Annotated in this window: 15 protein-coding genes; 9 read left to right on the top strand and 6 right to left on the bottom strand. The window is 56.7% G+C overall.

The annotated features are described in order from the left end of the window. Positions 1 to 229: 229 nt before the first annotated feature. Positions 230 to 1,954, top strand: coding sequence for an acyl-CoA carboxylase subunit beta (locus tag GFER_RS03230; RefSeq protein WP_040096002.1), 1,725 nt, complete (start codon positions 230 to 232; stop codon positions 1,952 to 1,954). Positions 1,955 to 2,013: 59 nt separating this feature from the next. Next, positions 2,014 to 4,914: an ATP-binding protein gene (locus GFER_RS03235; RefSeq protein ID WP_040096005.1), complete on the top strand. Its 2,901-nt coding sequence runs from the start codon at positions 2,014 to 2,016 to the stop codon at positions 4,912 to 4,914. A 132-nt stretch (positions 4,915 to 5,046) separates the two neighbouring features. Here the strand turns inward: GFER_RS03235 and GFER_RS03240 are convergent, their stop codons facing one another. The 4 genes from GFER_RS03240 to GFER_RS03255 form a co-directional block, all read right to left on the bottom strand. Next, positions 5,047 to 5,262: a hypothetical protein gene (locus GFER_RS03240; protein ID WP_040096007.1), complete on the bottom strand. Its 216-nt coding sequence runs from the start codon at positions 5,260 to 5,262 to the stop codon at positions 5,047 to 5,049. A gap of 346 nt (positions 5,263 to 5,608) precedes the next feature. After that, on the bottom strand, positions 5,609 to 6,442 hold the full coding sequence (locus GFER_RS03245) for a menaquinone biosynthesis family protein (RefSeq protein ID WP_040096008.1): 834 nt from the start codon (positions 6,440 to 6,442) through the stop codon (positions 5,609 to 5,611). Then, entirely contained in the window at positions 6,439 to 7,179 is a 741-nt protein-coding gene (mqnB, locus tag GFER_RS03250) for a futalosine hydrolase (RefSeq protein ID WP_052445903.1), read from the bottom strand. Before mqnB ends, GFER_RS03245 begins: the two co-directional genes overlap by 4 nt. A 70-nt stretch (positions 7,180 to 7,249) precedes the next feature. Further along, on the bottom strand, positions 7,250 to 8,362 hold the full coding sequence (locus GFER_RS03255; protein ID WP_040096009.1) for a hypothetical protein: 1,113 nt from the start codon (positions 8,360 to 8,362) through the stop codon (positions 7,250 to 7,252). Between the two features lie 259 nt (positions 8,363 to 8,621). On the opposite strand from GFER_RS03255, the gene GFER_RS03260 reads away from it, so the two are divergent. The 3 genes from GFER_RS03260 (at position 8,622) to uvrB (ending at position 13,019) form a co-directional block, all read left to right on the top strand. Then, positions 8,622 to 9,188: a helix-turn-helix domain-containing protein gene (locus GFER_RS03260; RefSeq protein WP_040097321.1), complete on the top strand. Its 567-nt coding sequence runs from the start codon at positions 8,622 to 8,624 to the stop codon at positions 9,186 to 9,188. A 58-nt stretch (positions 9,189 to 9,246) separates the two neighbouring features. Then, the gene (locus tag GFER_RS03265; protein ID WP_040096011.1) at positions 9,247 to 10,902 is read left to right on the top strand and encodes an acyl-CoA mutase large subunit family protein; all 1,656 of its coding nucleotides are present in this window, start codon (positions 9,247 to 9,249) and stop codon (positions 10,900 to 10,902) included. Between the two features lie 116 nt (positions 10,903 to 11,018). After that, positions 11,019 to 13,019, top strand: coding sequence for an excinuclease ABC subunit UvrB (uvrB, locus tag GFER_RS03270; protein ID WP_040096013.1), 2,001 nt, complete (start codon positions 11,019 to 11,021; stop codon positions 13,017 to 13,019). Positions 13,020 to 13,350: 331 nt separating this feature from the next. On the opposite strand, the gene GFER_RS03275 is transcribed toward uvrB, so the two are convergent. Next, complete coding sequence (locus GFER_RS03275; protein WP_052445904.1) at positions 13,351 to 14,799, bottom strand: mechanosensitive ion channel family protein; 1,449 nt, start codon at positions 14,797 to 14,799, stop codon at positions 13,351 to 13,353. Positions 14,800 to 16,391: 1,592 nt separating this feature from the next. On the opposite strand from GFER_RS03275, the gene GFER_RS03280 reads away from it, so the two are divergent. From GFER_RS03280 to GFER_RS03295, 4 genes are all read left to right on the top strand, one after another. Then, positions 16,392 to 20,213, top strand: a complete 3,822-nt coding sequence (locus GFER_RS03280) for an FG-GAP repeat domain-containing protein (RefSeq protein ID WP_139172023.1) — start codon at positions 16,392 to 16,394, stop codon at positions 20,211 to 20,213. 86 nt (positions 20,214 to 20,299) lie between these two features. Next, the gene (locus GFER_RS03285) at positions 20,300 to 20,770 is read left to right on the top strand and encodes a PLP-dependent aminotransferase family protein (protein WP_040096018.1); all 471 of its coding nucleotides are present in this window, start codon (positions 20,300 to 20,302) and stop codon (positions 20,768 to 20,770) included. After that, positions 20,770 to 22,203, top strand: a complete 1,434-nt coding sequence (locus GFER_RS03290) for an amidohydrolase (protein ID WP_052445905.1) — start codon at positions 20,770 to 20,772, stop codon at positions 22,201 to 22,203. The genes GFER_RS03285 and GFER_RS03290 overlap by 1 nt, the downstream gene beginning before the upstream one ends. Before the next feature lie 121 nt (positions 22,204 to 22,324). After that, entirely contained in the window at positions 22,325 to 23,620 is a 1,296-nt protein-coding gene (locus tag GFER_RS03295) for a lipase family protein (protein ID WP_040096021.1), read from the top strand. A 432-nt stretch (positions 23,621 to 24,052) separates the two neighbouring features. Here GFER_RS03295 and GFER_RS03300 read toward each other — a convergent pair whose 3' ends face one another. Beyond that, positions 24,053 to 26,098, bottom strand: coding sequence for a TIGR03768 family metallophosphoesterase (locus GFER_RS03300; protein ID WP_040096024.1), 2,046 nt, complete (start codon positions 26,096 to 26,098; stop codon positions 24,053 to 24,055). Positions 26,099 to 26,100 lie beyond the last annotated feature (2 nt).

The following is a 26,100-nucleotide window of genomic DNA, read 5'->3' on the forward strand; positions in this document are numbered from 1 at the left end:
CGGCAAAATTAAGGGAAAATGCCCCGAACAATTTTACCCTTAGTAAAATTTTTCTTGACAATTCCTTGATATTTTTGTTTCGTTAGGGCTTCTGAGAAACATTGTTTTAAGTATACGCCAATGCTTTTCGCCTGCCGCGCCATTTGCTTCCGGTCGGCACGGCCGAACCGCAGGATGCGGCTGCAATCCGTCGCCAGTTTCGAAATCAATTCTTCAGAGGGATGCCGAAATGTCCAAAAAAGCCGTTAAGCCGTCACTGCAGAACCCCTTCGATCCGCCCGAAAAAGTTGAATTCATGATTCCCGGAGAAATCTCGCGCGAAGCCGGCCCCTATGAGGAGGCGATGCAGGCGGGCCACGAGTTGATTCAGCGTCCCATCAAGTCGGTTCAGGTCGGACAGATCGAAAAACAGCACTTTAAAAAACGCATGACGGTCTGGGAGCGCCTGCGCGTTCTGACCGAAGCGCAGCCCAATATTCTGTTCCAGAACTGGGGCAAGAACCTTGACGGCGCCTCGCTGGTCACCGGCATTCTCACCATTGACGGTCGCGACGTGGCCGTTTACGGCCATGATTTCACCGTGCGTGCGGGGTCTATCGATGCCACCAACGGCCAGAAACTCGCGCGCCTCATGTACATGGCCGGGGAAAAGGGCATCCCGCTCATTGGTATGAACGACAGCGCCGGCGCTTTCGTGCCGGCCGGGGTCGGCGGCCTCGACGGCTATGCCGAGGCCTTCACCGCCCTGCGCAAGATCAGCGGCGTGGTGCCAAGCATCATGTGCATGTTCGGTTTCAACGCCGGCGGCGGCAGCTACCTGCCCCGCCAGGGCAGTTTCGTCATTCAGCCGACCGACACCTTCTTCGGCCTGACCGGCCCGGGGGTGGTCAAATCGGTGCTCGGCGAGGACATCACACCGGAAGAACTTGGTGGTCCCAAGGTCCACGGCCAGTCAGGTGTTGCCGATCTCACCGTTGGCGACGAAGTGGCCGCCTTGCGCACAGTGTTGCGCCTGCACAGTTATCTGCCCGACAACAACAGCGTGATGGCACCCTACCAGGAGACCAGTGATCCCCTTGAGCGCAAGACCTGGGAGATCAACACTCTGCTCAAAAAAGCCTTCAACTCACCTACAGGTTTCAACACGCCCTTCGACGTCTCCATCATCATTCAGCAGGTGTGCGATCACGGCGACTATTTCGAGATTCAGCCCGAGCGCGCCCGTGAGGTTGTCACCGCCTTCGGCCGCCTCGGCGGCCACGTGGTGGGCTTCGTCGCCAACAACTCGGCGGTGGCCTCCGGCCAGATCGATTGCGATTCGGCGCTCAAGATCTCGCGCTTCGTACGTTTCTGCAACATCTACAACATTCCGCTGATCTTCATGGAGGACACCACCGGCTTTCTCCCTGGACGCGAGCAGGAGGCGCGCGGTATCGTGCAGGCGGGCCGCTCCATGCTCGACTCCATCGTCGACGTGCGCACCCCGCGTATCCTGCTGATCCTGCGCAACGCCTTCGGCGGCGCCTATGCCTCATATAACAACTATCCGACCGGCGCCGACCTGGTGTTGGCCCTGCCCACCACGCGCCTGGCGGTCATGGGTCCGGCGGGCAAGGAATTTGTCTACAAGGATGAACTGCGCAAGATCCGCAGTGCGGTGCCCGGCATGATCAAGGCCGCAACCCAGGAGCGAGTGGCGGCCGGCATGAACGGCGACGAGGCTAAGAAGGATGCGGAAAAAGCCGCCGCCGACTGGCTCAAGGCGCAGGAGGCCGCCCTCAATCAGCGCTACGAAAAGGAGCTGATGAATCCCCGCGAGGGTCTGGCTCTGGGCTCCATCTCCTCCATCGTCATGCCCACCGACCTGCGCAAGGTGCTGGGCGAGAACCTGGCCTTTTTCCTGCGCCACTACAAGCCCTCGCCCATGGGCGGCGTACAGCGCGAGTTCCATTGATAAGCCGGCCCGAATCCTGAATTTCTGAACTTAAATGATCAGATTGGAGATAGAGACTCATGGCACAATCCGTTGATTACTACCGCAACAATCCGCTGATCCATCGCGACCGCCGCCTCAGCCAGTCCTCTTCGGCCTGGGTGCGCTCCTTTGCCTGCGAGGATCTCAAGCCGCTTATCGTCTGCCGCGGTCCCATCCGCAAGGAAGCCATGGATGTCTACGAGGAGATGGGAATCAGCCATTACGGCATCCTGCTCTCGGAAAAGGACTCCATCGTCTACCCCAACGCCTTGGCCCCGGAACTGCGCCAGCTCACCGATTCCACCCGCGTGCACCGCGTGCCCGACTACACCGGTGCAAGCAAGGAAGAGCGCATTGAGCGCATCAACCAGATCATCCGGATCGCCAAGGACAACGGCTATGATTCCATCTTCGCCGGTTACGGCTTTATGGCCGAAGACGAGGAGTTCGTCGGTGCCATCGAAAAGGCGGGGCTGACTTTTATCGGCCCCAATTCACGTACTCAGGCCGACGCCGGCAAGAAAGACGAAGCCAAGCGCACCGCCCTTGAAGTGAACGTCAGTGTCACGCCCGGAATCAACAACGTCACCGCGCGCACCCTGCTCAAGAAGCATCCCACCCGCCAGAAGCTGTTGGCCCTGGCTGATGCTGAGGATCTGAGCATCGAGGATGCACTGCTCAAGGATGAGAACCTGCCCTTGGATGAGCTGGCCGACGCCATTCTCTATGCCTCCTATGAAAAGGGCATCGATCTCTACTCCATCGAGGAACTCAGTGCCCAGGTGCAGGTCGAAGTCGCCGAGATGTTCAAAAGCTATCCCGGCAGCCGCATTCGCCTCAAAGCCATCGGCGGCGGCGGCGGCAAAGGCCAGCGCATTCTCGGCGCTTCACTCCTCATGACGAAGAGCCCCACCTCCGAGCAGATCGCCAAGGCGGCGGCCGAAGCACCGACCATGGTGCGCGAGGTGCTCAATGAGGTCAAAGCCACGGGCGTGGGCGATAACAAGAACGTCCTCATCGAACTCAATATCGAGCAGACCCGGCACAACGAGATCCAATTGCTCGGCAACGGCGAGTGGTGTATCGCCCTGGGCGGGCGCGACTGCTCTTTGCAGATGCATGAACAAAAACTTCTGGAAATCTCTGTCACCCAGGAGGGTCTGGCCGCTGAGATCGAGAAAGCCAAGGCTGCCGGATTGACCGCTCAGGTGACGGCCCTGGAGAGCGATCTCGAGGTCCTCAAACGCATGGAGGAAGAGTCCGAGCGGTTCGGCACGGCGGTGGGTCTGGACTCAGCCTCGACCTTTGAGTGCATCGTCGATCGGGGCCGTCACTACTTCATGGAAGTCAATACCCGCATTCAGGTCGAACACCGGGTGACCGAACTGGTCTACAGCCTGAAATTCACGAACCCCAAGGACAAGAACGATTTCTTTGTCGTCGAGTCCCTGGTCGAAGCCATGGCCTTGCTCGCCCGCCACAAAAAGCGTCTGCCGCGGCCTGAGCGCATCCAGCGTTTCGGCGCCGGCGCCGAAGCGCGCCTCAATGCCACCGACGCTTCTCTTTCGCCCCATGCCGGCGGCATGATCCGTTACTGGTCCAAGCCCCTGGAAGGCGAGATCCGCGACGATCAGGGCATCTGTCTGCCCAATCCTGATACCGGCATGTTCATGCGTTACAAAGTGGCCGGGGCCTATGATTCCAACATCGCCCTGATTCTTACCCAGGGCGAAGATCGCCGCGCAAGCTATGAGCATCTGTCCCGCGTCCTGTGCAAGATGTCCATCCGTGGTACCGATCTGGGCACCAACCTTGAGTTTCACTACGGCCTGGTCAACTGGTTCCTCGGCCAGAACGTCATGGCTAAGCCCACCACCCGTTTCGTTGTGCCCTACCTCACTCTGGTCGGAACCCTCAAAGAAGAGTCCGGTAAGCTTGACCCGGTGTTTGCCTTCCTGGAAATGAAGAAGCATTATGCCAAACTCATCGGTGAGGCATTCGCCGATCAACCCGATTCCGTCAAGGCAGAGACCAAGACCATGTCCGAGGTTCTGGATCGCAAGGGCACCTTGCTCACCCGCCCCATGGAACGGCTCCTTGGCGATCCCCATCTGCTTTCGGGTTGGCTGAGCGTTCATCGCAATAACTTCCGCCTGGATGACGGCAAGCTGGTGTGGCTGCGCAATCCCCTGGTGATTCTTGAGGAAACCTACGAATACCTCAACATGAACTATGATCCTATGGCCACTGCCGCTGAGGTCATCTGGGATCACGACAACGAAGTGCTGCAGAAGGGACTGCGCTTCTACGCGACCCTGCGGGACAAATTCAAACTGGAAAAAGACGATTATTTCAAACTTAACGAGATTCTGCAGAAGGACAAGGCGCCCAAAGGCTTCAATGCCCAGGAATGGGAGCAGGTGCGGTCCGCGCATTTCGGCTTCGAAGCCGGCCTGGAGCTCATCGGTATGCTGTTCCTGATTGGTCTGAATACCAAATTCTGGGATTTCTGCGTCGAGGACGATCTTGAGGTCACCATTCCCGGCTACCTCAACGATCCCGATCTGCAGGCGCGCATGAAGAAGGTGCTGGTTCCGCCACCGGCGACCAAGGCCGATGAAATCGTGGCCGTGTGCGGCGGCATGTATTACGGGCAGGAAGCGCCGGGTTTGCCGACTTTCGTTCACGAAGGCATGCACTTCGAAAAGGGTCAGGCCCTCTACATCATCGAAGTCATGAAAATGTTCAACACTGTGCGCGCGCCCTTCTCGGGCACCATCGACAAGATCCTCATCGAAGGCGCCGACGGCGTCATCGTCTCTAAGGGCCAGCCCCTGTTCAAGATCACCCCCGACGAAAAATTCGTCGAGACCGATCCCCGGGAGCTGGAGCGCGAGAAACGCGCCCGCACCAGCGAGTACCTCAAGGCGATTCTCTAGGCAAACAGTTTTTGCACATAGGCGGCGGCCCCACCAGTGAGAAATCCGGGGCCGCTATACACAGAGAAGCCCTGCCGCGCACCGGCGGGGCTTTTTTTGTGCGCTGGGGCTGGGCCGGCTGGAGCGCCTTGCTCAGGTCGACCAGGCGTAATCGTTTCCTTCGACGCTCTCAGAGGTGGCTTCAAGAAATGAGTGGGCTTGCGCGTCCTTGACGATTTCATTGGCTCCATGGTTGACGGACCAAATCGTATCGCAGATATCGCAGGCAATGATTTTCTCGTCAAAACCGTTGGAACGAACATCGATTTCGCTGTGGTTTTCACTGTTTTTGCAGACGGGACATTTCATGGGCGGCCTCCTGAAGGAAAGGGCATGCAAAGGTCTGTCGCGTATATCTCACCAAATCGCAAATCCAGTATATCAGCACCTTCCGGTCCTGCAAGTGGAAAAATCAGGAAAAGCCTTTGTAAAACAACATGTTGGGCCTGTCGCGCGTTCTTCTGTTTATAATCTTGTTTAAAAAATGCTTGATCCTGTTTCCAAGGCTAAAGAATATTCAGCTATTTGCCGGTATACAGCCGTAGATCAGTGTTTATGGAAACTAAAAGAAAAAAAACAAAAATTATTTTTGACTGGGCAGATAAAATGGGAAAAATTTTGCACAAACCGATTTTCAGTATTTGAAATGCTGTTATCAGGCAAACAGGGGTAATGAGCAGGGGGGGATGAGGCCGCGGTGTTCGGCGCGGCTAAGAAGTTCGCGCACCGCCTCCTCGCCTTCTTTTCCTAGGTCAAGGGAGAAATCGTTCACATAAAGGCCGATGTGGCTGTCAATGACCTTGTCGGCCAACTCCTGGGCGTGCCGGCGGATATAGTCGCGCGGTTCCTGAGGGTGGGCATAGGCATATTCCAGGCTGCGGCGAACGCTGCTGTCGACTTGGCGGATGAGATCGCTGCCCAGGTCGCGGCGCGCAAGAATGCCGCCCAAGGGAATCGGCAGGCCGGTTTCACGCTCCCACCAGGCGCCCAGGTCCTCAATGGCGGTCAAGCCGTGATCGGCATAAGTAAAGCGCGATTCGTGGATGATCACCCCGGCGTCGACCCGGCCTTCGGCCACCGCCGCCATAATCCGGTCAAAGGGCATGATCACCAGGTTGTCATAGCCGGAGCCATGAAGTTGCAGCAGCAGATTGGCGGTAGTGAGGCGGCCGGGAATTGCGATCGTTTTACCTTGCAAGTGGCCCATGTCAAGGGCAGAGCGTGCCACCACCAGGGGGCCACAGCCGCGTCCCAAAGCGCCTCCGGCACGCAGCAGGGCATAGCCTTCGCGCAGATGGCCCAGGGCGTGGTAGCTGATTTTGGTCAGATGCAGCAGGCCGGCGCGAGCCAGTTGGTTGAGGGTCTCCACGTCTTCCAGGCGTTCCTCGACGGCGATGCCGGGCAGGCTGACCCGGCCGTGAACCAGGGCGTAGAAGATGAAAGTGTCATTAGGGCAGGGCGAATAGCCGAGGCTCAAGGAACGGCTCATGGGGCAGATTCCTCCGGCGGCAGGCTGCGCAGCAGATCGAGTACCGCCTCTTGGGCGGCGGTGACGGCGAGGGGCAAATTCCAGGCGGTGCGATCGCGGTTTCCAGTGAGATTGGAGATGCCGCGAATCCCGAGAAAGGGAACGTTGAAGGCGGCACACATCTGCGCCACCGCGGCTCCTTCCATGGTTTCGCACAGCGCGCCGGTGCGCTGTGCGACGGCAGCGCTGTGTCGGTCGCTGCCCGAACAGGTTGAGACCGTGGCGAAAATGCCTTCGCGCCAAGCGCAGCCGCGGCGGACAGCGGTGTTCGTGAGGGACGCGCGGGCTTTCTCCAGCCAGGTATCGCTGACCGGCAGAATATCATGAAAATTTTGCTCCGGTCGCTGAACCAGGGCGAAACCAAGGGCGCGCATGCCCTCAAAGCCGAGAGGCGTGTCCACGCCCTCGTCGCCGTAGTGCTCGGCCGTGGCCAGAGTCAGGTCGCCGTTGCCAAGGCCGAATCCGGGAAATGCGCCGCCGCAACCAAAAGAAATAACCACCTCGGGCCGCGATTGCGCCAGGAGCAGAGCCGTGGCGGCGGCGGCATTGGCCTTGCCGACACCGCTGAGAACCAGACTTACTGAACGTTCCCCCAAATGCCCCGTGAACAGGCAAAATCCTCCGGGCAAGACGGAAGCCGTCAGAGGTTCGCTAAGAAGGATACTTTCCAGAGGCGTGGCGGCGATCAGAGCAATCATGCCAAAGCTAGTTTCGGGTCGGGGGTTTTAAAAAAGGATTGTCTTGGGCAAAGCGTGGGTCAGGAACCTCTCAGCTTTGGTACCAACCGGTGCGAATCAGGTCGCGGCGTAACTCGGCGCCGGGATTGTGTACGACGCCGTGGTACCAGAAACTTTCCTGCGCCCCCCGTGGGTTCTCGGTTGGTTGGTCGATGCGCTTGCGGCAATCGATGAGAATTTTCTGAAAACGTTGGTCGGTTTCAATAATGATGTCGAGAATTTTATCGCGTTGCGTTTCGGGTGCCGCGTCCAGCACATATTGAATGACATCGCGCAGAGTCAGCCCTTGCCGATATTCCCAGAGATCTCCAGTAAAGCCCGCTTCGCACTCAAGAACGAAATCGTTCCAGTCGAACAGCAGGTTGCCAAAATCATCTTCGGCAAATTCCGAGTATTCGGGATGGCCGGCCAGAATGTCTTCGATGATGTCCTGATCGCGCTTCGAAAGAAAAAAGGAGAGACTTTCCTCCACCGGATACATATCGAGAATTTCAGTCAAATCGCGACAAAAATTGATGTAGTCGAGGTCGGGGCCGGCAAGAGGGCGCAATTCATCCGGCAGGCTCTGCCGGGGATGCCAGAGCAGTGAGACATGATCGTGGCCGAAATCGGTGGGAAACAAAAGCTCCTGATCATGCCTCAGGCCAAAGCGCGCGAACAGATCCATGATGCGGATGTGATTGCCGGTGAAACAGGTCAGAACCTTTTCTTCCGAATAGAACAACTCCATGCCTTCGCGATTGTTGGCAAGGCCGAAGCCGACGAAGCCGTCGTGGATGAGGCGTTGCAGATAGGGGTCGATGGTGGAAAAAAGTTCGTCGAGGGGCAGGTAGGGTGAATAGTAGATGGTCGGCAAGGGGCGCTCGTCGCTGTCTGCAGGTCGATTGACCCCCACCTGTTCCTCGTAGAATTCCAGAATGAAAAAAGCTTCACCACCGAGAAAGCGTGAGAATTCACGAAACAGCTCGGCGATACGCGCGGCACTCATGACGGCGTGAAAGCGGTAAGCGTCACGCGAATTTTCAAGCAATTCGTAGGTGTAGCCTTCGCCCTGCGGCTGTGGGCGACCGGTCAGATCGTCGCGCCAGGGTTGAAAGCCGAGGGGGTACTCGAAAGGGCGTGCCGAAAGCTGCGTGTTGTCCATGAAGATCCTACGGGCCGGCAACAAACACCGGCAGAGGGGAATAGAGGGCCTGTGCCCAAGTGATGAAGATAGAGGATTTGGCCGGTCAAGTCAACCAGGCCCCCGTTTCGCGATTCATGAGGGCGGGGCTCAAAAAGAATTGATTTGCCGATTTATTTTTGATAAATCTTTTTTATCTTTATTAAAAGTTGCGGTTGACAATTTTTACCATTTTGACTATATAGAAGCAAAAATCAAAAAAGGTTTTATCCTTTCGCATATGCCTATGGATTATAATATCGGAGAAAAAATCAAGAAGTTGCGCAAGGCGCGCAAGCTCACCCTGCAGCAGGTGGCGAGCGAGACCGGTTTTTCGCCTGCGCTGATTTCGCAGATCGAGAACAACAATGTTTCGCCGCCCATCGCGACCCTGTCCAAGATCGCCAAATTTTTCGATGTGAAAATTGGCATGTTTTTCGATGAGGAAGAGGCCGAAAGCAAATACGAGGTGGTGCGTCATAATGAGCGGCGGGTGGTGTCGCGCGTCATCTCCAAATCCGGAACGGGTCACGGCTACACCTACGAGGCGCTGTCCTTTCGCAAGCGCAACAAGAAGATGGAGCCTTTTCTGCTGAGCGTCTCCGAGCGTGCCCAGGAGGAAACCCTTTACAGCCACGAGGGCGAGGAGTTTTTGCTCATCCTTGAGGGTAAGGCGGAACTTATCCTCGAAGAGGAGCGCATTTTCCTGGAAGAGGGCGACGCGGTCTATTTTGATTCGGACGCCAAGCATCGCCTGCTCGCATATGACGACAGCGGTCTACGCGTTCTGGCCGTGGTGACCCGCTGATGTTTCTTTAATTATTGCAGGGGCGCACAACTTCGCCCTTGTCGGCAAGGAGCAAGCCATGAGCATTCAGGACGAAAAAAAGCGCTGGCAAGAACAGACCATCGCCAAGGTGGTTGCCAAGAACCCCGAGCGCAAACCGACCTTCAATACTACCTCGGACATCGAAGTCGAACGCCTCTACGTGCCCGAGGGCGAGGATTCCGCCTACGCCGAGAAGCTCGGCTTCCCCGGCGAATATCCCTTCACCCGTGGCGTGCAGCCGACCATGTACCGCGGCCGTTTCTGGACCATGCGCCAGTACGCGGGCTTCGGCACCGCCAAGGAATCCAACGAGCGCTACCGCTACCTGCTCGAACAGGGCCAGACCGGCCTGTCGGTGGCCTTCGACCTGCCCACTCAGATGGGCTACGATTCAGACAGCGCCATGGCTGATGGGGAAGTGGGCAAGGTCGGGGTGGCCATCGATTCGCTGGCCGACATGGAAATTCTCTTCGATCAGATTCCCCTCGACAAAGTTTCCACTTCCATGACCATCAACGCCACCGCCGCGGTGCTACTGGCCATGTACATCGCCGTCGCCGAGAAGCAAGGGTATACTTCGCAGCAGGTCATGGGCACCATTCAGAACGACATCCTAAAGGAATACATGGCGCGCGGCACCTACATCTACCCGCCGCGCGAGTCCATGCGCATCATCACCGACATCTTCGCCTTCTGCAAAGACCAGGTGCCCAAGTGGAACACCATCTCCATTTCCGGCTACCATATCCGCGAAGCGGGGTCGAGCGCCGTGCAGGAAGTGGCCTTCACCCTGGCCGACGGCATCGCCTATGTCGAAGCGGCGGTCAAAGCGGGTCTCGATGTGGATGATTTCGCGCCGCGCCTGGCCTTTTTCTTCAACGCCCACAACAATCTGCTCGAAGAGGTCGCCAAGTTCCGCGCCGCGCGACGCCTGTGGGCGAAAATCATGAAAGAGCGCTTCGGTGCGAAAAATCCGCGTAGCTGGATGCTGCGCTTCCACACCCAGACCGCCGGTTGCACCCTGACCGCTCAGCAACCCGACAACAACATCATGCGCGTGACCATTCAGGCCCTGGCGGCGGTGCTGGGCGGCACCCAGTCCCTGCACACCAACAGCCGTGACGAGGCCCTGGCGCTACCCACCGAGGAGTCGGTGCGTATCGCCCTGCGCACCCAGCAGGTCATCGCCTACGAATCAGGCGCCGCTGATTCCATTGATCCGCTGGCGGGCTCCTATATGGTGGAGAGCCTCACCGACCAGATCGAAGAGCAGGCGTCCGATTATATCCGCCGCATCGACGATCTCGGTGGTGCAGCCGAGGCCATCAGCCGCGGTTTCCAACAGAAGGAAATTCAGGATTCGGCTTATGCCTATCAGAAGGCTGTAGAGACCAGCGATCAGGTGATCGTCGGCGTCAACCGCTTTACCGTTAAGGGTGTGCCGCCCAAGGACCTGCTCAAGGTCAAGCCCGAAGTTGAAATCGCGCAGAAGAAGTCCCTGGCAGCGCTAAAGGCCAAGCGCGACAATGGCGCGGTGGAACAGAAGCTTGCTGCGCTGAAAATCGCTGCCCAGGGCAGCGACAACCTCATGCCCTTCATTCTTGACGCGGTCAAGGTCTATGCCAGCCTCGGCGAAATCTCCGACACCCTGCGTGCGGTGTTCGGCGAGCATCAGGAAACCGTCGTTCTGTAAGAGCGGTTCACACAGGGTTAAAGAATGAGAGCGGGGCGCCGGGGATTTTTCTTCGGCGCCCCGTTTCTGTTTACGCTACAATGGCTTTTTTAAGCCCTTTCCCCGGAATAAAATCCATGGCTCGCTTCGAACTCGTAACCTCTTACCAGCCGCGCGGCGATCAGCCCCAAGCCATTGCCGAACTGGTCGAAGGGGTGAACCGCGGTGACCATCATCAGGTATTGCTCGGCGTGACCGGCTCGGGAAAAACCTTCACCATGGCCAACGTTGCAGCGGCCTTGAATCGCCCGACCCTGGTGCTGGCACCCAACAAGACCCTGGCCGCCCAACTCTACGGCGAATTCAAGGAACTGTTTCCCAACAACGCCGTCGAATATTTCGTCAGTTACTACGATTACTATCAGCCCGAGGCTTATATCCCCACCACCGATACCTTCATCGAGAAGGATTCGGCGATCAACGAAGAAATTGACAAACTGCGCCACAGCGCCACCCGTTCCCTGCTCACCCGGCGCGACGTGCTCATTGTCGCCTCGGTGTCGTGCATCTATGGCTTGGGTTCGCCTGAGGCCTACAACGGTATGCTCATCGAGCTGGCGGTGGGGCTCGAACTTGATCGCAACGCGTTGCTGCGTCGTCTGGTGGAGATCCAGTTCCAGCGCAACGACATCGATTTTCATCGCGGCACCTTTCGCGTGCGCGGCGATGTGGTGGAAATTTTTCCCGCCTACGAAGAGGCGCGTGCCTTGCGCGTGACCTTCTTCGGCGACGAGATCGAGGAAATCGCCGAGATTGACCCCTTGCGCGGCAAGATTATCGACAAGCTGCCGCGCGTCTATGTGTTTCCGGCCAGCCATTACGTAGCCACCCAGCCGACCCTGGAGCGTGCCATCAAGGAGATTCAGGAAGATCTGCGTCTGCGGCTCACGGAATTGCGCGCCACCAACCGTCTGGTGGAAGCGCAGCGCCTCGAACAGCGCACCCTCTTTGATATCGAGATGATGGAAGAGATGGGCTACTGCCAGGGCATCGAAAATTATTCGCGCTATATGGAAAACCGCGCGCCGGGATCGGCACCGGCGACCCTGCTTGATTACTTTCCCGACGACGGTCTGCTGTTCATCGATGAGAGCCACGTCACCGTTTCCCAGGTGGGCGGCATGTATCGCGGCGACCGCTCGCGCAAGCAGACCCTGGTGGACTATGGTTTCCGCCTGCCGGCGGCTCTCGATAACCGGCCTCTGACCTTCGAAGAATTCGAGGCGCGCCAGTTCCAGACCGTTTACGTCTCGGCCACTCCCGGCAATTTTGAATTGCAAAAAGCCCAGGGTGTCATCGTTGAGCAGATCGTGCGCCCCACCGGCCTGGTCGATCCACCTATCGAAGTGCGCCCGGCGCAGAACCAGGTGGACGATCTTATCCACGAATTGCGCGCCACTATCGCTCAAGGCTATCGGGTGCTGGTCACCACCCTGACCAAGCGCATGTCCGAGGATCTGACCGGTTATCTCGAAGAACTGGGCCTGCGCGTGCGCTACCTGCATTCGGACATCAAAACCGTGGAGCGCATGGAAATCTTGCGCGATCTGCGCAAGGGGGTGTTCGACGTGCTCATCGGCATCAATCTGCTGCGCGAGGGCCTGGATATCCCCGAGGTGGCCCTGGTGGCGATTCTCGATGCAGACAAGGAGGGTTTTCTGCGCTCCGAGCGCTCGCTCATCCAGACCTGCGGGCGCGCCGCGCGCAACGTCGACGGCCACGTCATCATGTACGCCGACCGTATCACCCGCTCCATGCAGGCCTGCATCGACGAAACCGGCCGCCGCCGCGAAGCCCAGCTCGCCTACAACGCCGAGCACGGCATCACGCCCGAATCGGTGAAGAAATCCCTGCGCTCGATTCTCGAGGACATCGCCGAACGGGGCGATTATGTGGATTTGCCTCTGGCCGCCGAGGAAGAAACCGAATACCGCTCCCCCGAGCAGCTGCGCAAAGACATCGCGCGCCTCAAAAAAGACATGCTCACCGCGGCCGCCGCCCTCGAATTCGAGCGCGCCGCCGAACTGCGCGACCGCATGCTGGTGCTGGAGAAAAAGGAATTGGCGTTGCGCGGGTGATCCCTGTTTATCCACAACCACCCGCACCGCCAGCCCGTCCCGCCGCCCGCATTGAGCAGGTACCCGCCACAGGGCCCTTTGAGCAGATCTCTCCATCGGTCCGGATCGGGAGGCCCGAGGAGGCGGTCATAAATGGTGGCGAGCCAATCAAAATCGGCGCGCAAATGGAGCCCTCCACGAGGCAGCCGATCAGTCTTTGACGCAATCTGTCGGCGACCAAACCGTCAACGCCCCCGTTTCGAATCGTACACGCTGCGCTCTAACGGCCAGGATAGCTTTCAGCGTGCGCCGGTTGGAGGACAGGTTTTCACTGCAGTCCGGGTCATAACAATCATTGTGCTGGATTGTCGACAAATAGGTTTTCACCCTCCTCCGGGATTCTGGATTTGCGGCCCTGTTCCCGAAGCTGCTCGTCTTCACTGACCAGGCTCCCTTCAGCTCCGGTGGCGACCACCTCGGTACCGACGGGCGAGACAGTCTCTTTAGGCAACTCGTTCTGGTGCTTGGGTGGCAGCGCCTCCAGCATGCGAACCGATACCCCTTCGGGGAAAAGGATCTCTCTGGCCTCGTCGGGCATCGAAATTCCCTGGTCCTGAAGCACCCGTTTCACCATGCGAATCAGCGAGGACTTGACCTTGGGTCCGTTGTAGGCCGAGCCGTCATACCAGAAAGTAATTTTCAGGTTCACGGTGGCCGCACCAAGCCTATCGACCAGAACCAGGGCCTCCGGATCCTTGAGCACTGCGGGGTGTCCACTGAGAACGTCCCTGACAACCTCCTGGGCAATTGACAGCCTGTTCTCAAAGCCGATCCCGACCTCGAAGCTCTCGCGGCGATTGGGATTGGCTGTGAAGTTGCGGATAATGTTTTTGTAGACCATCGAGTTGGGGATCTGGACATGGTTGCCGTCCAGATTCATCAGCACCGTACCGCGGGTTGTTACCAGTTGCACGACGCCGATGTGTCCGCCAATCTCCACCAGATCGCCGATACGGAAAGGATTACGGATGCTGATCAAAATGCTGGACAGATAGTTCTCCAGAATATCGCGAAAGGCGATCCCGACCACCAGACCGATGAGTCCCGTACCGCCGAGGACCGTGGCGGCAAGGCGTGAGAGGCCAACCACCTGGAGTACCAGATACACCCCAATCAAAAGAATAAATATGCTCAGAACCCGCGCAACCACATCACGTAGCAGAGGATTCATCTGCTGCCCAAGAGTCCTCCTCGCACCGTGCGCCGCTAACCAGGCGAGGCTTCCAGCCACGAACATCACCAGCAACCCGATCACGAGGCGCGGCAGCCTCTGCAAGGTCCACATCCAGAGGAACTGCAGCTCATTGACGGCAGGGGAAAAATCCCAGGGGGAACTTTCCGTCACCTGAATACGATTAACCACCGCCACCACGTCGCTGGTCTTTCTGGCCAACTCCCCGGCCCAGACTCGATGGTCCGCCGAGTCGGTGCGTCCGTCGAGAAATGCCACCCCTTCTTGGACCTGCACGCTGACATCAGAGAACCAGCCGGTCGCTTCAAATATTCTGGTCAGACGCCTGTCGATCGCCTGGTCGCTGGAGACCGGTTGAACCTCGATCCGCTCGGCGACCGCTGTGCTCTCCCCGATAGGGGCCGCGGATCTCTCCTCCTGAGCCGGTTTCTGTTGGGCAAGAGCGGAACTGATCTGGAACCCGAAGATAAGAACGCTGAAGACAAACCGCAGAGCGAGATTTTGCAGGAGCGACCTCCGAGGCCGTTGAAAATTTCGCGTAACGATCATGGTGACGACCTCAGTTCAGCTTCCACGGGTCATGGCGAAACACGTTGCCACTGTCTGCAATGCGGCCAGCCCCTTATGGCTTTCCCGTTCGATCGTGGCGGCCAAACCAGGGGACTCCACACCTTCCAAGCTTACCCAACCGACAGGAATACACAACCTGGGCTCAAAACAAGCGACTTTCCCCGCGCACAGCAAAGATGCAGCCCTCCTCAAGGAGGGTTGCCAAAAGTCGTCGTCTGGCGCTCAGTTGTCGACGCGGTTTGCCGATGCGTGTGAGCTGCATCGGGATTGTCGTAATGATATCGATGGATTGGCCTACTCAGGGCCACTTCATCGGAGGATGAAAATGGCCCTCTTTTCGTGTTTGAAAACATGCTGTTTGACTGAGAAACCGAGGGCCTATGGTTGTGCGTTCCCAGGATTTATCCGGGGTTGGTTTGCCAAGATTTGAATCTTGTGGAAATCTCTGCGATGTTATGACGCCGTGCCAATTCAAATAACCACTATAAGGGGTCGTCTCAGAAAACGGAAAATAAAGCACGTTAAGACCGGGCTGCGGGTTTAGGAGTAGTGCCCGGGTAGCTACAAGTTGGCTGTCCTGACCGTTCTATAAACCCTAAGGCTAAGCAGGATAGCGATTCAGAACAACTTCCAGGAAAACCCCAACTCGGGAATTCCGGTTGGGGTCGTTTGTGTGCTTAAAATGGTGACATATCGGACAGCTCTGCCACCATCAGCATAATGTGTAAGTTGAAAGTACGGCTTAACTCCACTAAAAAAAATCGGTGCACAGAAAAAATTCGGGTCAGTATTCGCCGCCGATCAAATATCTAACAGGTTGTTGAAAAACAATTAGCGCAACCCCTTGATTTACTATGGGCGACGTTTTGAATTTGCTATAATTCGCGCATAACTATCATTTGTCGAAAATTTGCGGGAATATGGTCCGATTTTCCGGTTTCGCAGTAGATTCTTTCAAAGTCCGACAGCCTCCTAGGATCAATTCCAATCAATGCGCCCTTCCTACAACGGAATGGGCTTGTTGTCTCTTGCCGGAGAGGTGAAAGCTTCTCCGGTTGAAACAGAAACAGTCCACCAGCTTTTCTCCCACCACCACCACCACCTAGATTGTCCCCACAGGCACACATTGTCTCGATTTGGACAACTCTCTTGAAGCGCGTTTTTGTAACTTACCGAAATAACTGATGATAAAAAATTGGTACACTTTAAGCAGTATGCTTTAATGTTTTTTTTGTTGAAGTTGCAGCTGTCCAGTTTCGGACAAGTAAACCACGGGTCAGGAGTTTGTTATGTCACAGCAAGCGGTAGAGCAGACTCTAGGAAGATACGTTCTCAAGTTGGTGGATTGCAACTGTTGTTCGGCTTGGAACTGCAGCGCGTGACCGAGCTTCCCCGCAGGCTCGATCCCGGTTTTCGTCGGGCCGGTCAGCGTTTGCCGAGAAGAGCATCACGTAGTTGAACCGAAGCGCTTAGAACCGGAGGTAGCGATGCGATTGTCCCGTTGGTTTGGTATCTCTCTGATAGCAATTCCCCTTTTCCTCGGCGGTTGTGGCGACGACGGTGGCGATAGTGTGCCCGACTCCCTCCCGCCGCTTGTCACGGTCCAGCCCCAGAAGGACGACGGGCCGATCGTGTACTGGAAAGCCCCCCTCAGCCCGAAACACCGGGCGATCGTCTCCTACATGGAGCCGACCGGGAACATCCTCACCTTCCGGGCCCAGGGCGTCGCCTTGGAGAGCGATCTCTCGGCATACGCCGACGCGGGCACACTGGTGACCAAGCCGGGGGATCTGGGCGTCAGGGGCGGCGACAGCGAGAGCCGCGTCTTCTCCCTGGCCCAGGCGGCGGGCAACGTGCTCCAGAGCTACACCCTAGACCAGCCGTTCATGGGAACCAAGACCTACAGCCAGGTGCCCACAGGCGTCATCTGCTCCTCCTACCTGACCAAGACCAACACCGACGGGACCGCGACGGGTTTGTGGCTCGAACTCACGGGGCGGGGCGAGACGACCGAGACGACGCAAAAGTTCCGCCGAATGCGGCTAGATGTGCCGAGGCCCTATTACAAGTACAACTTCAACGCCGACGGCTCCATCTATCGTGATTCTCCCTCCACGGACATGAACGTGGCCCACGACATGGTGGCCTGGGACTGGAACGGCGACGGCTACACTGACTACCTGGTGACCTATCTCACCAACCCGACCACCTGGGAAGGAAAACACGAACACGATTACAAGAACATGAAGGTGGCGGCCGTCTTCGTCGACGGTAAGTCCCTCTACGACGCCAGCCTGGACACGACGAAGACGGTCAGCTTCTGGGTCGACGCGACGTGCGCCTTCACCACCGGAGGCGACGTAGTCGGCGGCCTCACGAACCACCTGCCACCGAATAGCGTGCGCACCGCCGTCGGCGACCTGGACAACGACGGCCTTCCCGAGGTGGCCCTCTACTATACCCAAGTGAACGGAACTACCGGCTGGTACTCACACAACAACGTTCTGAAGATTCTGACCATCGCTTATGACGGAAGCCGAGCGAAGTTTGCCTGGAAGGGCATGGGCAGCGAAGTCGGCGCTTGGAAGATCCAGAACGACAGCGTGGCCGTGGCCATGGGAGATCTCGACGGCGACGGCGTCGACGAGTTGGCCGTGCTTCACTGCAACGGCAAGGTCTACCTCGACGTCTACAAGTACAATCCGCAGACGAAGGATCTCGAAAAACTCGTGGAGGGGGTACAAGTCGGCGAGTACTTCAACGCCACGGAGACCCAATCGAGTGCCCCAGGCATCGAGGCCTCGATCGCCGACCTCGACGGCGACGGCATCGGAGAGTTGGTCTGGATCTCCACGAATCAACGGACTCCGCCCGGCGCCGTCTATGTGTGGGACACCCTGAAGATCGTGCAGATCGCCGTCCACAAGTGGCCGGTCACCGTCGACGAGGTCTCGGGGGAACGGTCTGCCGTCCTCCACGGCGCGGGAACGAAGAAGACGTATCGCCTGGACGACGTCGTCGGCGGCTGGACGCTTAACTACACATATCCCCGCTTTTCCATGGACACCGGGCGCTTCGTCTACCCCGATCCGCCTGCTCCCTCCAAACCTCTAGAGCTGAGAAAGCAGATCGGCCTCGTCACCCTAGCACCTCCTGCGGGTCCCTACTACGCGGACCACAATGCGAGCCTCTATTGGGGCGTCTTCCAGTGGGACGCGACGGAAGGGCTGCAACTGCTCGGTATTGGGCGCCGGTTTGACGCAGCTAAGGCCGGCAATGTCGTCCCCTCCCTCGTCGCAGCGGACCTGGACCACGAGAGCATGGTCCTGGGCCAGCCCTACAGCTACACCGTCACGAACAACATCGAGCCGCTGTTCATCATCCAAGCTCCGCCCAAGCACTGGGACGAGATCACGTATGAGGGTGCGCCCCATATCATGGACGCATTCTCGCTCCTCGGCGAGTACTCAACGTCGCTCGCGAGCGAGACGTCGGACTCCCACTCGACGGCCACGACCCACATCAGCTCGGGCCAGTGGAGCGTAGCGACCGACTTTGCCATCCGCAAGGGGAACCCGTTTAAGATCCTGCCACCGCTCTTCGAGGCAGGAGGCAAGTACGCCAGCGAGCAGGCGACGAAGCACGATTCCAAGATCGGTGAGACGATTCACGTCGATGTCGACTTCACGGCCGAGGCCGACGACCAGATCCAATACCGGAAGACCACGCACAAGGTCTACCGCTACCCCGTCCTCTTCCCTGCCTCCCAGGCGATCACCGACGACGGCTCTCAGGCCTTCCTGCAGTACATCCTTCCCATAGACGCCGACGTATCCCTGTCGCCGACGCCGGGGACGGCTGTCGACTGGTACGAGCCCTGGCACAACGGCCTGAACCTCTTCTCTTACCCTCGCACGCTAGAGGGCACCCGCGACTACCCCCTGGGAGGGGACTCAAAGACCATCGATGACCCGTGGAAGGACATCAACGGCCTCGTCCTGGCCCGGAGCATGGGCACACTCATCGGCAACCCCGACGAGTCGACGTGGAGCTTCACGATCGAAGACGAGGAGAAGAAGGAAGACCTCAAGTCCACGAAGCACACCATCTCGAGCTACGTCAACGTCACGCCTCAGCTCGACTTCCACGTGGTGGATATCGAGACGAGCGTCGAGTACGACAACGAGTACTCTACGGCAAATGACTCGATCACCACGACTGACCACAGCACGCTCAGTCAGGTGAAGGCCTCGTGGCCCGGCACGCGGGACTACGAGAGCCCTTCGGGGAGGGCCTACTGGGAGCAGGAGTTCTACGCCGACGCCGCCGTCTACACCAGCGACACCGGCAACGTCTCTGTCGCCTACGCCGTGAGCCAGCTGTACAACCAGAACTCGAGCCTCTGGGGCCCGGCCTCGCCCTACGACAAGGCGGCCGACCCGGCGCTGAATCTTCCCCGGCAGTACAAGTACGACCCGAGCAGCAAGCAGTGGACGAAGCCCGCGGGCGTCCCCGACCTCACTGGCCGCGTCCGGGGCCTCCGGTTCCTCGGGATCAAGGACCGCGTCCTGCCTGCCAACCAGGTTGTCCGGGCAAACTTGCGGGTCTACAACTACAGCTTCGTCCCGACGGGCCCGGTGACGGTCACCTTCCTGTACGAGGCCACCAGCGGTCAGCCCGACGTCTCCAAGGCCACGGTGCTCCCCATGGCGATCCTGAACCCCATTGTCTCGATCCCCGGTCGTCACAAGGGGAACTCGGCCGACGGGTACCAGGCGTCTGATGACAACTGGCAGGACGTGGAGATCGACTTTACGACCCCGAGCGGGGTGAGCACCGGCTACCTCCATGTGGTCCTCTCGACCACGGGCGGCAACCTCAACACGGCCAATGACGCGGGCAACGTTCCGGTGGCAATCCAGACCCCGGCGACTCCCAAGTCCGCCGTGATGGCCAGGGTGGCCGATTCCCACTCCGTCGCTGAGATCACGTCGGGCACGCTGAAGAGCCTCCAACTGGTCACCGGCTCCCTGTCAGTGCGTCCCCTGCTATCCGACGGTTCACTGGGCGAGGAGACGACCTCCCTTTGGCCGGGCCAGGCGGCCGTGGTCCAGGTGGAGGTGCTCTTCGACGACGCGGACGGCGTCGACGCCGACGGGCTCGTCGGCGTCGATGTCACGCTCCTCGATGACAAGGGCGTCGTGGGGCAGCGCAGCGTTCCGATGCTCCTCAACGGCATAGGCCAGACCGTGCAGATGTTCTACACCGCACCCAGGGACGGTGGGATCGTGCCCCTGGAAATGGTCGTCACCTCGTCCTCCCTGCCTCCCGAGGCCGACTACGACCCCGAGGGGCGAAGCACCTGGACGGAACTTATGGTCGGCACCCCCTGACGAACAAACCGTCGAGCGCCCGCACCGGGGAACCACGGCCGAGGCGGGTCGCACCGCAGCACATAAATTAACGAAGGGTATTGCACATGAAAAAGTTTCTGATTTCAATTCTGATTTTGTTCACAACATCTTTACCTGGCTTTGCTGGCGAAATCGATATGGCTCGCCTGGACGCCTTTGCCAAGAATATTATTGCCGAGAAAAGCAACATGATCGGCTTTCCTGTAAACGAAAATGTCGAACTAGAGGAATTCTATCGCTGGTATGCCGATTCCGGGCTTGCCGATGTGGCAATGAACAATGTCGGCAATCCAAGAGCGGCCAGTCTTATTGCTCTGAATACACATCAGTTTGAAAATGAGGTTATCGATTTCTTTGCGCCGAAGTATGGCTTCACCAAGGAGGATGTCTGGGGGATTGTCACCTACAGCGGAACCGATGGCAATAATCACGGTATTTACTTCGGAGTCAAGTATCTCCAGTCGCTCAGCAAATTAAAGCCGGCTTTATGCTGCCAAAACAACAGGAAAAAATTAAACGAACTCATGGTGATCTGATGATCAAATTTGGTCGACAGAAGATGCAGAGTCACAAAAGGCTGAACTTTATGTCCGCGGCTTTGGGCGTTTTATTGCTCCTGTGCATTCAAAGTGTGAGCTTCGGCTCGACAAACCAGGTGGATCTCAAGATTGACCATGCCCTGATTGTGACCATGGATGCCGGAATGACCATTGTCGAGGATGGCAGCGTGGTTATTGACCATGGTGAAATCGTGGCAGTGGGTCCGTCGACGATCCTGAAAAAGCGCTATAACGCGATTCGCAGCATCAATGCCGCCGGAAAACTGGTGATGCCCGGCCTGGTGAATACCCACACCCATGCGGCCATGACCCTCTTCCGGGGGCTGGCTGACGACCTGCCGCTGGATGCCTGGCTGACAAAGCATATCTGGCCGGCCGAGGCAAAATTTATTACCGCTGAATCGGTGCGTAGTGGTGCAAATCTGGCACTCGCTGAGATGGTTCGCTCCGGAACAACCACATTCAGTGATATGTATTTTTACGCGGATGAGCTGGCCATGGCGGCCAACAAAGCCGGCGTCAGGGCGGTTGTCGGCGAGGCGATCATCGATTTTCCGACTGCTGACAGCCAAAGCCCCGCAGAGAGCTTTGCGACCATCAAAGAGTTGGCGGCCAAATGGAAAAACGATCCACTGATTACAATTTCAGTCGCGCCGCATTCGCCATACACCTGCTCTTCTGAGACCCTGAAATCGGCAAAAAAGCTTGCCGATGACCTGGGGTTGCCGCTCACGATTCATGTTTCTGAAACTCAAAAGGAGGTCAGCGACATAACAAAGCAATATGGTATGCCTCCTTTTGAGTATCTTGACAGCCTTGGCTTTTTCGGTGGGACGGTGATCGCAGCTCATGCCGTCTATCCGACCTCCAGTGAAATCATGCTGATGGCAAAAAAGAAGATCGGTGTGGCGCATTGCGCTGTGAGCAACATGAAACTCGCCAGCGGTGTCGCTCCCATACAGGAAATGTTCAACGCCGGTGTTGCTGTGGGTCTCGGGACCGATGGCGCGGCCAGCAATAACAATCTGAGCATGTTCAAGGAGATGAATACCGCTACTTTGTTGCAAAAGGTGTCGCGGCTTGAACCTACAGCCATGTCTGCCCGTGAAACAGTCAAGGCGGCGACCATTGGCGGCGCTCAAGTGTTGGGACTGGATAACCTGATTGGCTCGCTGGAAACGGGCAAACGCGCCGACCTGATCATTATCGACCTGAACAGTCCGCATCTGATACCGCTCTACAATGTCTATTCGCAGCTGGTGTATGCAACCAACGGGGCAGATGTGGAAACAGTGATTATTGACGGCAACGTTGTCATGCAGGACAGGAAGCTCCTTACGCTGGACGAAGAGGTTGTCATGCAGGAGGCACGAAAGCTTGCGCTGAAGATTGCCGAAGGCGAAGAGTGACAAGTCAAACTCCCGTTGGGTAGTCAGCATCATGATCCTTTACCAGCTCAAATGACTTTGCGACCCGATTGACCGCCTTTGCGCGAAGATGAAAATCTACAGAAGGTACAGGAGGCCAAACATGAATTTCCATAAAATAGCATTGACCACTCTGGCAGGGCTGTTGTTGGCTTCCTGCGGAGGAAACAATAACAGCCTGTCCTCTCGCGGGGATCTGGTTGAGGAGCCGATTGAAAAAAGCACGCAAAGCATTTCTCAGCTTGATTCGGTAACGTCGGAAAATGGCTTGCAGGTTTTGACCGGCCCGGCCATTTGTGATGTCAGGGTTTTACAAATCAACTACCAGACCCCCGGTGCACAACCGGGAGAAATGAGCAATGCCTCGGCCGCGCTTTTTGTTCCCAACGGAACCGATCCCGCCTGTCAGGGGCCCTTGCCGCTGGTCGCCTTTGCTCGGGCCACCAACCTCGAAAAAGCCCGCACCAATGCCATGGATCTTTCCGATCCTACAGCCATGCTCCTGATGACTTTTTTTGCCTCACAGGGGTACGCAGTAGTTGCAACCGATTATCTCGGGTATGCACTTTCCAGCTATCCCTATCACCCCTATACGCATGCGGACACGGAAGCAAGCACCGTAATCGATTCGATTCGGGCAGCGCGAAATGCTGCGCCATCACTCGGCTTGACATTAAACGGCAAGGTCATGCTCAGCGGTTATTCTCAGGGTGGTCATGCCGCCATGGCAACACACCGCGCAATTGAGCGCGACTATGCGGATGAATTTAATCTGGTTGCAGCAGCCCATCTCGCCGGGGCGTATCAGGTATCGCAGTCGCTGATTGACGGTGTTGAAAATCCGATCCTTGGCGTACAGTATTTTGTGCCGTTCCAGATTACCGCCTGGCAAAAAGTTTATGGAGATGTGTACGACACGGCGTCTGATGTCTTTAATGTCCCCTACGACGGCTTTATCGAAGAGCTTTTCCCAGTCGTGCACTATCCAGCCGATTTGACTCAACTCCCTGCAGTTGCAACTGTGCCTGCCGAAGCCAGGGATGAAATCTTTAAAGCCGATTATCTGGAGGACCTTGCCACTAACCCGGACAATGGCACGACGATAGCCGCAAAAAAGCAGGATTTGCTTGGCTGGGATCCCATAGCTCCGACAAAACTCTGTAGTGGTTCGGCTGACCCGGTTGTCAGGTTCAGTCTCCATGCGCAAGCAGCCTATGACGATTTTCGTAGTCGTGGTGGGGACAATGTGTCGCTGGTGGATGTGAATTCTACGATCGAGGCACTTCATGGCGATGTGCTGACGAACGACCCGGCAACCTATTACAAAAACTACCATAGTTCATACGAGGCACCGTTATGCACTTGGGAAGCGCGGAAGTTTTTTGACCAGTATAAGTAGATAATTGCGAGAGAAAATCTGTGACTATATCGTTTTAATACCTGTATATCTGAGGAAAACATTTAAGACAGATAGCAGTCGATAACTCTAGGCAAATCAAGCCTTGCCTAAATAGAAAAAATTACCGCAAAGTCAAACAATTAGCCTGTCTGAGTGGAAATGGCTGATGTGATTTTCCCGTCAAAGTCGCTCCCGCCTTGCTGCCACAGCCAACGAGGATAAAGATCCGATTCTCCCTAGTACCCTGTAACCCATAATCTTTCTCATCTTGCTGGTTATTTTGCGCGCCAGCTGCGTTGTGATGTCCGCTGTTTAACTATGGCTAGGCTGCGAACATCATGCCTTGCCGGCACACAAAATTTCTGCGCAATCTTAAGAAATCCTTCGAGTTACAGGGTACTGGCAATCTCGTACATACTGCCGGCGCGCCATTTACAGCGTGGGGAACAGCGCCTGCATTTTCGCCTTCATGGCCGGACTCAGCTGTTTGAACAGTCGGGCATTGTAGGAGGCATGGTAGGGAATGTCTTGAAGATCAACATGCTGGATGGATGGGTCGGTTGTGCCTGAGTCTGGATTAAGCGGGTCCCCGTCACGTGGTCGGGTCGGGTCTGCGGGGCCCAAATCCCTGCCATAGTATGTTTGATAGTTCTTGAAGTTTGGTTTCAGATCATTGCGGATTATCTGCTGGGTGGCAATAGCATATTTCCGTGAAGTGGCCGCAGGGGTACCCTCTTTCACCGCAATATCAACATTCACCGCTTCGATTGAAATGCTGTAGTCACTGTTCATAAAGATTTCAAAGGTGCGGAACTGCTGCGGGAAGTCACGCAAGGAGGAGGTTTCAACCTGCCAGAATCCTTTTTCAGGCTGATTTGCGTCAGGCGAGACAAATGCCTTGATGGTATTAAAGTGACGATGCCCGGCAATCCACATCAGCAGGTTGGGTGTGTCCTGAAGCTTCGTAACCAATTCAGTGATCGTACAGGCATTGTCGATCCTGGCATTGGGATCTTCATCAGAAAGCCACCATTCCAGTTCAGTACCGATACCGGAAACGGCGATGGGGATATGGCAGGCAATGATCATGAGTTGATCATTCTCCTGACCATCCGCCAACTCTGCCTGTAACCAGGCCCAGCGTGTTGCGTCCAGGAAACCGTGGCCATGAATATTGTAAGAACCATCGTCTTCGCGCTGGGTATCATCCAGCACGATGACTTTAAGCGGCACGTCTGACTTGGGTAAAAAACTGTAGCAGGCAAAACCGGCCTTTTCAGCATCGGGAACCAGATAGAAATTAGAGTTGGATGCAACCAGGTTGAACCCATGCCCCTTGGGACTGGAGGTGGTGGTGGTCAAGAATTCCTGAATCCAATCGACTCTGCCTAAAAAACGCCGGTCAGGATCGGCCACAATCTGTGGTGGATAACTGAAATCTTCCACTTCGCCAAAGTTTATTACATTGCCAAAGGGAGATGTGCCATCAATAACCCCCTGATAGTAGTGTTGATAGGTCTGATTATGGATGTTGTTGATATTTATCAGGTTCGGAAAGGTGGCGAGATCAGGAATCAACAGTTCATTCGGTGCTGACCAGACCGTATCGCTGGTGAACGTTTCGGCAAGGCCATTCTCATGAACCGGGAACGAACCGATCAAGAAATGATCGTGGTTGCCGAGGGTCTGGTAGAAGGGGATGCTCTTGTCAAGACCTGCGGCTTTGAACGGCTTTTGAAAATCAACAGTGTCGTCCCCGAAATGGGCGCCGGAACTGGGGATAATGACTTTACCGTCAATAATGTCGATGTACCACCTGACTTCGTTGTACATGCCGGTGTTACTGACATCACCCAATGAGATAAAGAAATCAAAAGGATCTTGCTGGTGCAGGGCGTTTGCCGTCTGAATGGCGGCATCAAAGGTCTGCGGGGTGTAGAGCATGACCCCTGAATAGATGGAAGTGTTGCTGCTGGATGCCGAATTTGATCTCTGCAAATCAATAAACTGGTTCGGTGCTTCCTTGTCGGTCAAATGGATGTCGGTCATGGCAAAGAAATTGAGCAGCTTTGCCTCCTTGTCGACTAATTCTGGATCGTAATCATCCGGCATGATATCTATCCGCTCCACGATCGGGAGCGGCCGATCCAGGTATTTCCACTGACCGTATCCCAGTTTGTCATAATCTTGAATCTGACGTAGTTCCTCCATCTTGAGTGCTTCACCACCATTGGGGCTTTCGCCCAAATCAGAAGGATAGGAGAACGAAATCATTCGCTCGTCGGTTTTGACCACCGTTGAGTCAATCGGATAGTTGGCGACCACGCTTGCGCTACCACTACTGCTGCCACAGCCAAAAAACATCGAACTTAGCGAAACACATGCGACGGTTCCGGCGGAAGCTTTGATGAAGTCGCGGCGTGTCACCTTGACGTTGAATGGTGATTCAATGCTCTTTGTTAGATCCTTGTCTGACATGT

Origin of the sequence: Geoalkalibacter ferrihydriticus DSM 17813 (assembly GCF_000820505.1) — a bacterium.
In the GTDB taxonomy this organism is placed as follows: Bacteria; Desulfobacterota; Desulfuromonadia; order Desulfuromonadales; family Geoalkalibacteraceae; genus Geoalkalibacter; species Geoalkalibacter ferrihydriticus.

Coding starts and splice junctions, on each gene's coding strand:
- GFER_RS03230 (WP_040096002.1), top strand. CDS start 230: ATGTCCAAAAAAGCCGTTAAGCCGTCACTGCAGAACCCCTTCGATCCG.
- GFER_RS03235 (WP_040096005.1), top strand. CDS start 2,014: ATGGCACAATCCGTTGATTACTACCGCAACAATCCGCTGATCCATCGC.
- GFER_RS03240 (WP_040096007.1), bottom strand. CDS start 5,262: ATGAAATGTCCCGTCTGCAAAAACAGTGAAAACCACAGCGAAATCGAT.
- GFER_RS03245 (WP_040096008.1), bottom strand. CDS start 6,442: ATGAGCCGTTCCTTGAGCCTCGGCTATTCGCCCTGCCCTAATGACACT.
- mqnB (WP_052445903.1), bottom strand. CDS start 7,179: ATGATTGCTCTGATCGCCGCCACGCCTCTGGAAAGTATCCTTCTTAGC.
- GFER_RS03255 (WP_040096009.1), bottom strand. CDS start 8,362: ATGGACAACACGCAGCTTTCGGCACGCCCTTTCGAGTACCCCCTCGGC.
- GFER_RS03260 (WP_040097321.1), top strand. CDS start 8,622: ATGCCTATGGATTATAATATCGGAGAAAAAATCAAGAAGTTGCGCAAG.
- GFER_RS03265 (WP_040096011.1), top strand. CDS start 9,247: ATGAGCATTCAGGACGAAAAAAAGCGCTGGCAAGAACAGACCATCGCC.
- uvrB (WP_040096013.1), top strand. CDS start 11,019: ATGGCTCGCTTCGAACTCGTAACCTCTTACCAGCCGCGCGGCGATCAG.
- GFER_RS03275 (WP_052445904.1), bottom strand. CDS start 14,799: ATGATCGTTACGCGAAATTTTCAACGGCCTCGGAGGTCGCTCCTGCAA.
- GFER_RS03285 (WP_040096018.1), top strand. CDS start 20,300: ATGAAAAAGTTTCTGATTTCAATTCTGATTTTGTTCACAACATCTTTA.
- GFER_RS03290 (WP_052445905.1), top strand. CDS start 20,770: ATGATCAAATTTGGTCGACAGAAGATGCAGAGTCACAAAAGGCTGAAC.
- GFER_RS03295 (WP_040096021.1), top strand. CDS start 22,325: ATGAATTTCCATAAAATAGCATTGACCACTCTGGCAGGGCTGTTGTTG.
- GFER_RS03300 (WP_040096024.1), bottom strand. CDS start 26,098: ATGTCAGACAAGGATCTAACAAAGAGCATTGAATCACCATTCAACGTC.